General features: G+C 72.6%; 10 protein-coding genes. 4 read left to right on the top strand and 6 right to left on the bottom strand.

Annotated elements, in window-relative coordinates:
• Positions 1-39 precede the first annotated feature (39 nt).
• Positions 40-474: a cell division protein SepF gene (locus ACZ61E_RS25085; RefSeq protein ID WP_469702110.1), complete on the top strand. Its 435-nt coding sequence runs from the start codon at positions 40-42 to the stop codon at positions 472-474.
• Positions 475-501: 27 nt separating this feature from the next.
• Here ACZ61E_RS25085 and ACZ61E_RS25090 read toward each other — a convergent pair whose 3' ends face one another.
• A complete protein-coding gene (locus ACZ61E_RS25090) occupies positions 502-1,713 on the bottom strand; it encodes an acyl-CoA dehydrogenase family protein (protein WP_469702111.1) in 1,212 nt (403 codons plus the stop codon).
• A gap of 115 nt (positions 1,714-1,828) precedes the next feature.
• Complete coding sequence (locus ACZ61E_RS25095) at positions 1,829-3,538, bottom strand: MFS transporter (RefSeq protein WP_469702112.1); 1,710 nt, start codon at positions 3,536-3,538, stop codon at positions 1,829-1,831.
• A 444-nt stretch (positions 3,539-3,982) separates the two neighbouring features.
• Here ACZ61E_RS25095 and ACZ61E_RS25100 point away from each other — a divergent pair, with 444 nt between their 5' ends.
• Entirely contained in the window at positions 3,983-4,969 is a 987-nt protein-coding gene (locus ACZ61E_RS25100; RefSeq protein WP_469702113.1) for a phosphatase PAP2 family protein, read from the top strand.
• A gap of 106 nt (positions 4,970-5,075) precedes the next feature.
• On the opposite strand, the gene ACZ61E_RS25105 is transcribed toward ACZ61E_RS25100, so the two are convergent.
• The 4 genes from ACZ61E_RS25105 to ACZ61E_RS25120 form a co-directional block, all read right to left on the bottom strand.
• Positions 5,076-5,291 (bottom strand): I78 family peptidase inhibitor, encoded by a 216-nt coding sequence (locus ACZ61E_RS25105; RefSeq protein WP_078078062.1) that lies wholly within the window; start codon positions 5,289-5,291, stop codon positions 5,076-5,078.
• A gap of 483 nt (positions 5,292-5,774) precedes the next feature.
• On the bottom strand, positions 5,775-6,740 hold the full coding sequence (locus ACZ61E_RS25110; protein WP_469702114.1) for a helix-turn-helix transcriptional regulator: 966 nt from the start codon (positions 6,738-6,740) through the stop codon (positions 5,775-5,777).
• A 73-nt stretch (positions 6,741-6,813) separates the two neighbouring features.
• Positions 6,814-7,617, bottom strand: coding sequence for a transferase (locus tag ACZ61E_RS25115; RefSeq protein ID WP_469702115.1), 804 nt, complete (start codon positions 7,615-7,617; stop codon positions 6,814-6,816).
• On the bottom strand, positions 7,614-8,897 hold the full coding sequence (locus ACZ61E_RS25120) for a glycosyltransferase family 4 protein (protein WP_469702116.1): 1,284 nt from the start codon (positions 8,895-8,897) through the stop codon (positions 7,614-7,616). The genes ACZ61E_RS25115 and ACZ61E_RS25120 overlap by 4 nt, the downstream gene beginning before the upstream one ends.
• 329 nt (positions 8,898-9,226) lie before the next feature.
• Here ACZ61E_RS25120 and ACZ61E_RS25125 point away from each other — a divergent pair, with 329 nt between their 5' ends.
• Positions 9,227-10,000, top strand: a complete 774-nt coding sequence (locus tag ACZ61E_RS25125; protein WP_469702117.1) for a hypothetical protein — start codon at positions 9,227-9,229, stop codon at positions 9,998-10,000.
• Positions 9,997-10,611, top strand: coding sequence for a hypothetical protein (locus tag ACZ61E_RS25130; protein WP_469702118.1), 615 nt, complete (start codon positions 9,997-9,999; stop codon positions 10,609-10,611). The genes ACZ61E_RS25125 and ACZ61E_RS25130 overlap by 4 nt, the downstream gene beginning before the upstream one ends.
• Positions 10,612-10,718 lie beyond the last annotated feature (107 nt).

Consider the following 10,718-nt stretch of genomic DNA (forward strand, 5'->3'; position numbering starts at 1 on the left):
ATGCGGAACCACAAGCGACCGCGGTGAAAGGAGGCGTCCATGGGATCGGTGCGCAAGGCGAGCGCCTGGCTGGGCCTCGTTGAGGACAACGACGAGCGTTACTACGACGACGATTACTCCGAGGGTGCCGAGAACAACGACACCTGGAAGACCGATCCACGGGTCCGGATCGCCGCGGAGTCCGCTCCGGAACAGGAGCGCAGGATCGCCACCGTCACCCCGGAGAGCTTCCGGGACGCGCGGGCTGTCGGCGAACTCTTCCGCGACGGTGTCCCGGTCATCCTGAACCTCACCGCGATGGAGCCCGCCGACGCCAAGCGTGTCGTCGACTTCGCCGCCGGACTGATCTTCGGTCTCCGCGGCTCGATCGACCGTGTCGCCAACCGGGTCTTCCTGCTGACTCCCGCCGACACCGAGATCGTCAGCGGCGAGTCCCGGACCCACCAGCGGGACGGCTTCTTCAACCAGAGCTGAGCGGGGCGCTCACCGGGTCTCCCCCGGTCACCGGAAGGCGTCGAGACCGGTGAGTGCCTTGCCCAGCACCAGCTGGTGCATCTCGACGGTGCCCTCGTAGGTGAGCACCGACTCCAGATTCGTCGCGTGCCGCATCACGGGATATTCGAGCGAGATCCCGTTGGCCCCGAGGATCGTGCGCGAGGTACGGCAGATCTCGATCGCCTCCCGCACATTGTTGAGCTTTCCGAAGCTCACCTGCTCGGGAAGGAGCTTCCCCGCGTCCAGGCGCCGGCCCAGATGGTGCGCGAGCAGGATTCCCTTGTGGAGTTCCACCGCCATGTCGGCGAGCTTGGCCTGGGTGAGCTGGAAGCCGCCGATCGGCCTGCCGAACTGTTCACGGTTCCTCGCGTAGTCCACCGCCGACTCGAAACTGGCGCGCGCCGCGCCCATCGAGCCCCAGACGATCCCGTAGCGGGCGTGGCTCAGACAGCTGAGGGGCCCGCGCAGACCGGTGACCCCGGGGAGTACGGCGTCGGCGGGCAGCCGCACCTCGTCCATGACCAGTTCGCTGGTGACCGAGGCCCGCAGCGACCACTTGTGCTTGATCTCGGGCGCCGAGAAACCGGGGCTGCCGGCCGGGACGAGGAAGCCCCGGATCCCGTCGTCCGTCCGGGCCCAGACCACGGCGACACCCGCGACCGAGCCGTTGGTGATCCACATCTTGCGGCCGGTGAGCACCCAGTCGGTGCCCTCGCGCCTGGCGTACGTGCGCATCCCGGCCGGGTCGGAGCCGTGGTCGGGCTCGGTGAGACCGAAGCAGCCGATGGTCTCGCCGGCCGCCATGCCCGGCAGCCAGTGCCGCTTCTGCTCCTCGGAGCCGAACCGGTGGATCGCGTACATGGCGAGGGAGCCCTGTACGGAGACGAGCGAGCGGATCCCGGAGTCGGCGGCCTCCAGCTCCAGGCAGGCGAGTCCGTACTGGACGGCGGTGGCGCCCGCGCAGCCGTAGCCCTGGAGCGACATGCCGAGCGCGCCGATGGAGCCCAGCTCCCGGCTCAGCTCGCGGATGCCGGGCAGCTCACCGCGCTCGTACCACTCGGCGATGTGCGGCATGACCCGGTCGGTGGCCCAGGAGCGCATCGTGTCGCGGACGGCCAGGTCCTCGGGGTCCAGCAGGTCGTCGATGCCGAGCGGGTCGCGCGGGTCGAAGGGCGGACGTTTCGGGGAGGACGGCTTCGAGGCTGAGGGTGCGGACATGGGGCTGCCTCCGGCGGCTCGCGGATGTCGGTACGCGGTGTCGGTACGAGGTGGCCGGCTCGCGGGTGTCGGTTCCCGCGGGTGGCGCTTGGCCGGCCCGGTAAAACTAGCACCGCTAGTTAGGCTCGGCGCCGACATTACGGCGCAGGGCCGCCGCCCGTCCAGACCCGCCGTGGCGCGCGGCGCTCCGGCCGCCGGGAGCAGCGGGCCCGGCCTCCGTGCCGGCACGCTGCGCCGGCAGGTCCGCGGCCTCCGCGCGGGGCGGCGCACCGCAGTCCATCACCCGGGGCAGCCGCAGCGCCGCCAGCGCGCCGAGCAGCAGCAGACCCGCGCTGACCAGGAGCGTGACATGCAGACCGTGCACGAAGGAGTGACGCGCCGCGATCCGCAGGGCCTCCCCCGCCGGGCCGCCCAGCTGGGCGGCCACCTGGTACGCCTCCCCCAGCGAGTTGGCGGCGGCCGTCCCCGCGGCCTCGGGGACCCCGTCGACCGCGCCCGACGACAGGGCGGGCGCGTAGGCCGCGTTCATGACGCTGCCGAGCAGCGCGATGCCCATCCCCGCGCCGAGCTGGTAGGACGTCTCACCGATGGCGGCGGCGCCGCCGGCCTGCTCGGGCGGTGCCTCGCTGAGCATCGACTCGTACGCCCCGAAGAGCGTGGACTGGAGACCGAAACCGAGCAGGACGAACGCCGTCGTGAGCAGCCCCGGCCGGTCGTGCTGGCCCATCATCACCAGCAGCAGCACGGCGCCCGCGGTCAGGACGAATCCGCAGGCGACCATCCGGCGCGGGCCGACCCGGCGCAGGGTGTAGGAGCCGGTGGCGCCCGCCGCTATGGCCGCGAAGGTGAGGGGCAGCAGCCGCAGTCCGGTCTCCAGCGGACCGAGCCCCAGCACGAGCTGGAGGTACTGCACGGCGATCAGCTCCAGGCCGACCAGCGCGAGCATGGCGAGCACGATGCAGCCCACGGAGGTGGAGAAGGCCGGCCTGGCGAACAGCGTGACGTCTATGAGGGGATGTTTCCTGCGCCTCTGCCGCCGTACGAAGAAGGCCACCAGGAGTGCGCCGAGCAGCAGTGGCCCGAAGGTCCTGACGTCGAGCATCGAGGAGCCCGCGCCCAGGCGCTTGACCCCGAGGACGACACCGAGCACACCGGCCGCCGCGAGCAGCGCGCCGGCCACGTCCCACGGGCCCTCGCAGTCGCCCTTCGACTCGGGCAGCAGGAGACGGCCGACGGGGAGGATCAGCGCCATCAGCGGCACGTTGATCAGGAAGACCGAGCCCCACCAGAAGTGCTCCACGAGGAAGCCGCCGAGCACCGGCCCGGTGGCGGCGCCGACGGCGGCGACCGCCGTCCAGATGCCGATCGCCATGGCGCGCTCGCGCCGGTCGGGGAAGACGGTACGGAGGATGGAGAGCGTCGCGGGCATGATCATCGCGCCGCCGACGCCCAGCAGGGCGCGGGCGGCGATCAGCATGCCGGGCGAGCCGGCGAAGGCCGCCGCGACCGAGGCCAGCCCGAAGATCCCGTAACCCAGGAGCAGGACCCGCCGCCGGCCGATCCGGTCGCCGAGCGTGCCGAAGAGGATCAGGAGGGCCGCGCAGACCAGCGGGTAGGCGTCCACGATCCACAGCAGTGCGACACCGCTCGGCCGCAGGTCCTCGGTGACGGCGGGGACGGCGACGTGCAGCACGGTCGCGTCGAGCGCGACCAGCAGCAGACTGACGCAGAGCACGACCAGGACGGCCCAGCGGTTGACGTCGCCATGGGCACCGCCGCCGACGGCGGCACGCAGCCGCGCTCCGGCCGTGGTGGTCCCGGACATCTGCACTACCTCCCAAAGAAGACCCTCGCGCTCGGCGGACCGGGCGGGACTGCGACGGCGTGTCCCGGGGCGGCCCGGCATCGACGGGCGAGTGCGCGGACAGCGTACGCGAGTTCGCCCGTCCGGAGCGTGGCCCATCTCACCTCGACGAACGTCGAAGTGTCGCGTACGCCGGCGGACGGCGTACGGCCGGGGGGTCACCCCGATGCGGTCAAGCCTCGGTCAAGCGGTCGGAAAATTCCGTGCGACGCCACGGTGAACTAATTCTGTTGCGCACAAAGACACTTACCGGGGTCCCGCCACGAGCAATAGGGCACAAGGTCACTTGAAATTGCGGAACGGCCTCGGATAAACAGCGATCCGAGACACACTCCACATCACATCGTCATCACAAAGAGACTGGAACGACCGAGTCGGCCGTTCACTCGCTGTAACGTCCATTGGGTGCGTACCGACATCTTCGCCCGACTGGACCGGGAGCCGGAGCCGCCGAAGATAGAGATCCCGCGGATGAGCCGTACCCGCGCGACCCTCTTCGGCGGGACTCTGGTGTTCTATCTCGCCATCGTGGTCGCCGTTCTCGCCTCGTCCTGGCTGGTGACACTCGACTGGAAGATCATGCTGTTCCGGCCGTACCAGCAGTGGCGGCAACTGCACGCGTTCCTGGACTACTTCGTGGTGCTCGGGCAGCGCGGCCCCACGGCCGTGATGATCGCGGCCTGGCTGGGCTGGCGGTCCTGGCGCCAGCACACGCTGCGTCCGCTGCTGGTTCTCGGCGCCGCGCTGCTGCTGCTCAACGTGACCGTGGGGGCGGTCAAGCTCGGCCTCGGCCGGCTCGGCCCGCACTACGCGACGCAGATCGGATCGGCCGAACTCTTCGCGGGCGGCGACATATTCCCCTCCGGCCACACCGCGAACGCCGTGGTCACCTGGGGCATCCTGGCCTATCTGGCCACCACGCCGCGGGCCAGGCGCTACCTCTCGATCGGCTCGTCCATGGTCGCCCTCGGCGTCGGCGCGACGACCGTCTATCTGGGCACGCACTGGCTGAGCGACGTCCTGCTCGGCTGGGTCGCCGGTCTGCTGATCCTGCTCGCCCTGCCGTGGTTCGAGCCGACCATCGGCCGTACCGAGGCGGCGGTCTTCGCCCTGCGTGAGCGGTGGCGCGCGAGCCGCGGGACGGTCGCGAAGCCGGTACCGGCCGACGGCCCCTGGCCGGTGATAGTCCCTCAGCTCACGGCGCAGGAGGGCGAGGACACCGGCCACTCGAAGATCGCCACGGCCCACTCCGGGCGCGGCACGGGCGGCCGGAACACCACCGCGCAGCTCACCCAGCCCCGGCCGCACGCCACAACGCGCTCCGAGCGGACCCCGATCACCCCGGCGGGCAGCCGCCGGCCGCCGCGCTCACGGCCCATGGCGGGCGGCTGACCGGCGCGAGCACGACCGCGGAGGGCCCCCGGCGCCGGAGCGCCGGGGGCCCTCCCCTGTCATGACAAGTACACGTGAACGCGCGGATATCGCCCGTCCGGGTGAATCAACCCAGCCAGCAGCGGATGACGGTGTCGTTCTCGACCTCGAAGTTCAGCCGCCCCTGGAGGTATTCCAGGGTGATGATGGCGCCGGGCGGCAGCGCCCTGACGGTGGTCCAGCCGCGCTCACGGGCGATCCGCTCGGCCTCGGGGGCGGCGAGGCCCACATAGGAGTCGGGTGCGTCGTCGGGCTGGGCGGGGGGTGTCGGTATCGATGCCATACGCGTCAGCCTAAGGGCTGTCCCGTCATCCCCGGTGGATCAGTGTGCGGCGTCGGATGCGGTGCGTCGCAAGGCGGAGGGTCGTCCTCGTACTGGGCGTATCAGGGCGATCCGACAACGCGGCGAGGCGCCGTGGACGTCGTCGCGCGGGCGACGGCGGACGGTGACGGAAGGACGGCCTCCGGCGGCTCCCCCGTCACTGACTCCACCCACTTGCGTACGACACCGGTCACACTTGTGTCACAGGATCACGACACTTGTTCGCCCCCTCCCTCTCGCCTTCGGACGGCCGTTCACCCCTCGGCCGTAAGTAAGCGATAAGCAATTCGGCCGACTCGATGATCACCGTATTTTCCCGGTCCCGAATTCCCCCGTCCGGCCGTCCGCCGGTATTTGACACGCCGTACGGAATTCACCTCTTCCTCGCACGATCACCGGCGGTACGACACCTTCCGGATGGCCGCGGTCGGGGGTGTTCCGGTGTTACGGGACCTCCCCCAGCGCGCGGGAAAGGCGGTCCCGCGCCGTCCTGATGTACTCGGTCAGCTCCATCGGCTCGACCACCTCGAAGTCGATGCCGAGGAGCATCACGTGGACCACCATGACGTCGAGACCGCCCGCGCCGGTGCGCAGCAGACAGCTGTGGGCGTCCACCGGCTCCAGCACACCGGCGGACGGTGACACCAGCTGCGCGGCCTCCGCCGCCGGCGCGTGGAGCCTGATCACCGCGGACGTGGCGTAGGCGCGGGTCGAGACGCCCTCGGAGACATAGGCGGCCAGATCGTCCGCGGGCGGTTCCCGGGGTGGGAAGCGGGGGCCGTGCGGGGGCCTGGGGGTGACGCGGTCGGCGCGGAACGTGCGCCAGCCGGCGCGGTCCAGGTCCCAGGCGACCAGGTACCAGCGGCGCTCGGTGCAGACCAGGCGGTGCGGCTCCACGGTGCGGCGGCTGGCGGAGCCGCCGTGGTCCAGGTAGTCGAAGCGCAGCCGCTCGCCGTCCCGGCAGAGGTTGGCCAGCTCGGTCAGGACGCCCGCGTCCACCGTCGGGCCGGGGCCGCGCAGCATGGGCACGGTGAAGGCGTTGAGCGCGCCGACCCGGCGGCGCAGCCGGCTGGGCAGCACCTGCTCCAGCTTGGCGAGCGCCCGTACGGACGTCTCGCCGATCCCGTCGACGCCGTTTCCCGCCGCCGTACGCAGCCCGACGGCCACGGCGACGGCCTCCTCGTCGTCCAGCAGGAGCGGCGGCAGCTCGGCTCCGGCGCCGAGCTGGTAGCCGCCGCCGGTGCCGGGGCTGGCGTTCACCGGGTAGCCCAGCTCACGGAGCCGGTCGACGTCGCGCCGTACGGTGCGCGGCGTGACCCCGAGGCGTTCGGCCAGATCGGGGCCGGACCATTCGCGGTGGGCCTGCAACAGGGAGAGCAGGCGGAGCAGGCGGGCCGAGGTCTCCAGCATGCGTCGATTCTGACAGCCGTCGAGGACAGTTGCTGTCCGCGACGGGACCGGGACCGGGACCGGGCCGGCGCCGTCAGTCCGCCGGGTCGAGCCGTACGCGGAGGTTGTTGTCGCCCGAGTAGCAGGGGGCGGCCAGCCAGCCGTCCGCCCGGTGCGCCGGGTAGACGTAGACGTTGCCGCGGTCCCAGACGTCGTCGAGGATCCGCGCGAGCCGTACGGCGGACGCGCCGCCGGCGGGCAGCAGCCACAGGTCCCACAGCTCCCGCGCGGTCACGGGCCGCTCGGCCAGCGGCGCGTAAGGGAGGGTGAAGGTGAAGGCGCCGCCCGCGCCGCCGGTCAGGGGCACCCGGTGCGTACGGGGCGGCGTACCGCTCCCGCCGGGGCCGGCGCTCCGCCGTGCCTCGGCACTCGCGCCGTGGTCGGTCTCGGCGCCGTACAGCACGCCCCGGACGGTCATGGCGCCGTCCGCGAGGTGGATGGCCCCGGCCTCGGCGTGCGGTGCGCGGACCCAGCAGCGGAGCGCGAGACGGCCGTCGGCGGTCGGGTACGGGACCCGGACGGTGACGGGCCCCTCGCCCGGGACCCGGTCGACCAGCGCGCGCACGTCCCTGGTGCCGGGTCGGACGGGCTCTCCCTCGCGCTCGCCGCGCTCCGCGACACGGACGATGTCCCAGCGGCCCTCGGCGAGCGCGGTGGCGTGGTCCAGTACGGCGCGCCCGCCGGTCAGCGGCAGCCGCACCTCGTCCGCCGGCTTCCCGCCGCCGCGCCGGCGCAGCACCAGCTCCCCGGCGTCCGCGGGGTCGCCGGGGGCTCCGGCGAGTTCGAAGACGACGGTGCCGGCCGCGTCGGCGGCGCAGTGCGCGGTGGGGGCGCTCACCCGGTTCTCCCTCTGCGGACCGCCGCCGCCAGTTCGCGTACGGTGCGGGTCCCTCCGGCGAGCAGGCCGCGCCCGCGCCGTACGGTGCCCAGGACCGTATCGCGCGGCCCGGCCCGGCGGCTGCCGCGGGCGACCAGGGCGGCGAACACCTCCTCGTGGCGTTCGGCGATCCGCGCCGGGTCGAACCGGGCGGACGACTCGATGGCCGCCAGACCCGTGCGCCGCCGCAGTTCGTCGTCCTCGATCAGCGCGAGGAGCGCGCCGGCGACGGCGTCCACGTCACCCACCGGCACCAGCCGGCCGTCGACCCCGTCCTCGATGATCTCGCCGGGCCCGTGCGGGCAGTCGGTGGAGACGACGGGAACGCCGCAGCGCATCGCCTCGACGATGGTCATCCCGAAGGATTCGAGGTTCGAAGTGACCGCGGCGATCGAGCCCTTGACCCACTCGGGCTCCAACGGGCTGGCCGTACCCATCAGATGGACGTGGTTGTAGAGCTCCCGTTCGTCGATCAGGGCGCGCAGCGCGGCCCGTTCGTCGCCGGTCGCGTCGCCCGCGCCGTAGATCCGCAGCCGCCAGTCGGGCCTGGCGGCCACCACCTTGGAGAAGGCGCTGATCAGCAGGTCGTACCGTTTGACCGGGGTGAGCCTGCCCGCCGCCACGACGCATCTGCCGGTGGAGTCCGCGGGAGCGACGGCGGGCGCGGGCACGCTGTTGGGGACCGCGTCGATCCGTACGCCGGGCAGCCGCAACCGGGAGCGGTAGGCGCGTGCGTCGGCCTCGGTGACGGTGGTGACGGCGTCGAGCAGGGTGTACCGGTGGGCGATCTCGCGGCGCAGCCGGTTGCTGTGACTGTCCAGGGTCAGGTGTTCCTGGCCCACCCGGACGGGGCCGCGCCGGGTCTGCCGGGCGATGTGGCAGTTGAGGCCGGGACGGGTGCCGACGACGACGTCTGCCGTCAGCGACCGCAGGTGCTCGGCGATACGGGTGTCGGTGAGGCGGCTGTACTGCTTGTGCCGTCCGTCGCCGCGCGGGAAGACGGCGGCCGGGCGCCCGATGTCGGGGTGTCCGCCGTCGTAACCGCCGCTGTCGCGGCGCAGATCGACAAGATGGCGGAGCGGGACGCCCTCGGGGGCGCCGAGCGTGGGTTGGTCGCGGTGGCGGAAGACCGAGACGATCTCGACGTCGTGCCGCTCGGCGAGCGCCTGGGCGAGATTGAACGTGGTCCGGATCGTCCCGCCGACCCCGAACGCGTTGTGGAGCAGAAATGAAATGTGCATGGGCCGCGGTGTCTCCCTGGTTCTCCCTCGGTTTTCCCTGATCGACCTGGGGGGCGACTGTAGGCGGGCGACCGGCCGTTCCCGGTGTGCCCGTGACGCGCGCCGGGGGTATTCGGCGGGGTCCGGAGCGCCGCCCCCGCCCGCGCGCCCACCGGCGGGGAGCACCGGCGGGGCCGCCGGGGAGCGGCCGGAAGCTTCACCCGTATGTGCGAGCGCCGGGAGCGGTGCGATTCGTCCTGCTTCGCGCGTGACCCCGGCGACGGCTGGCCCGTTGTCTCTTTACGAGCCGGGAACAGCCCGGCCCACGTACCGAGTTCGAGGAGCCAACCGTGCCGCGCATGCTCGACGTCAGCGAAGACGTACGCGCCGAGATCGGCGACGAAGAAGCCGATCGCCTGCTCGTCGGCGACAACTCCCCGGGCAGCTACGACTGCACCTCCTGCCGTACCCCGGGCGACTCCGAGACCGAGCGCACCAGCACGGTGCTGTTCATCGGTGAGGAGACCGCCGTGCTGGCCTTCGCCCACGCCACCTGCATCCCGTCCCAGGTGGTCAAGGTGGCCGAGGACCAGCTCCAGGGGGCCGTCCGCAGCATCACCGGCGGGGACCCGCAGGCGCGTGGCGGCGGCGAGCAGGCCGTCCTCGGTGTCACCAGCGGTCTGGTCCTGATCGACAACCAGCTGCACCCCGCCCTCGTCGTGGAGCCGACCGGCCCCATCGCCCGGCCGGGTTCGTACGGTTCGGAGGACGAGTTCCTGCCGCTCCTCGCGGAGCAGGGCTTCCGGCCGGTCGCCGATCTGAGCCGGGTCCCGGCCACGCTGTCCGGCTGGTCGGTGCTGCTCGCCATGGGCCAGCTGCACGCGGTCCTCCAGCCCGGCACCGGCGGCGGCACCCCCGTCGCCTGGTGGCAGGCGCACCAGCCGCTCCAGGTGACCGCCGACTGGCGGGCCGCCGCCAACAAGTCGCGGACGGTCCTGGTCTTCGCCGCCCCGGTCGGCTCCATCGGCCAGCAGCCGCGCGAGGACCTGCTGCGCGACGCGCTGGACAAGGCGGCCGCCAACGGGCGTCTGGTGGCGGCGGCGATGCCGCTGGCCGGCACGTGACGGACGACGGACACGGCGGCGCGGAGGACCACCGGGGCGGGGAGCGGTACGGGTCCCCGCGCCGCGGCGGTGAACACCGCAGTGGTGAACACCGCGTCGGCGAGGGTCCGGACGGCGGCCGGCCCGGCGGGCAGCACCGCGGCGAGGAGCGCCGCGACGAGGTGCGGGACCGCGCCGGGGACCGGTCCCCCGACCCCGGCGGCTCGGTCCCGCACCCGTCCCGACCAGCATTTTCGCGGGTCAGGCCGCATCCGACGGAGGACGGGGTCGTTGGCACCTACGTGCACTCATACGACCGTCCAAGCCAGCAGTACCAGCCCCAGGTTCCCGCCATGCGCCCGGCCCAGGACCCCCCGGCGGGGTACTCGTCCGGATACTCGGCCACGCCGATCTACGACGCGCTGTACTCCGAATACCTGCGGTCGTTCCGGACACTGCCGGGCGACCGCAGTGGTGAGGAGAACCTGGGCTTCACCGCCTTCGGCACGGGGATGCACGGTTCGTCCTCGGGCCGCCACAGCTCGTTCGGCAGTACGTGGCAGAGCGGGGCGCACCATCCGGGGGGCCGGGCTCAGGCGGCCCTGCCTCCGGCGCCCCGCCGGGGCCTGTGACCTCCGGCCGGCCGTACGGAACATGCCGGTGGGGGGGGGGGGGGGGGGGGGGGGGAGGGGGGGGGGGGGGGGGTGTTCCCCTCTGCCATTCCCCTTTTTTTTTCTTT

The organism is Streptomyces sp. NPDC104581 (genome assembly GCF_055583685.1).

What these genes read in the sequence shown, in the direction of transcription:
- ACZ61E_RS25105 (WP_078078062.1), bottom strand. Translation starts at nt 5,291, where the DNA reads ATGGCATCGATACCGACACCCCCCGCCCAGCCCGACGACGCACCCGAC.
- ACZ61E_RS25095 (WP_469702112.1), bottom strand. Translation starts at nt 3,538, where the DNA reads ATGTCCGGGACCACCACGGCCGGAGCGCGGCTGCGTGCCGCCGTCGGC.
- ACZ61E_RS25110 (WP_469702114.1), bottom strand. Translation starts at nt 6,740, where the DNA reads ATGCTGGAGACCTCGGCCCGCCTGCTCCGCCTGCTCTCCCTGTTGCAG.
- ACZ61E_RS25120 (WP_469702116.1), bottom strand. Translation starts at nt 8,897, where the DNA reads ATGCACATTTCATTTCTGCTCCACAACGCGTTCGGGGTCGGCGGGACG.
- ACZ61E_RS25090 (WP_469702111.1), bottom strand. Translation starts at nt 1,713, where the DNA reads ATGTCCGCACCCTCAGCCTCGAAGCCGTCCTCCCCGAAACGTCCGCCC.
- ACZ61E_RS25085 (WP_469702110.1), top strand. Translation starts at nt 40, where the DNA reads ATGGGATCGGTGCGCAAGGCGAGCGCCTGGCTGGGCCTCGTTGAGGAC.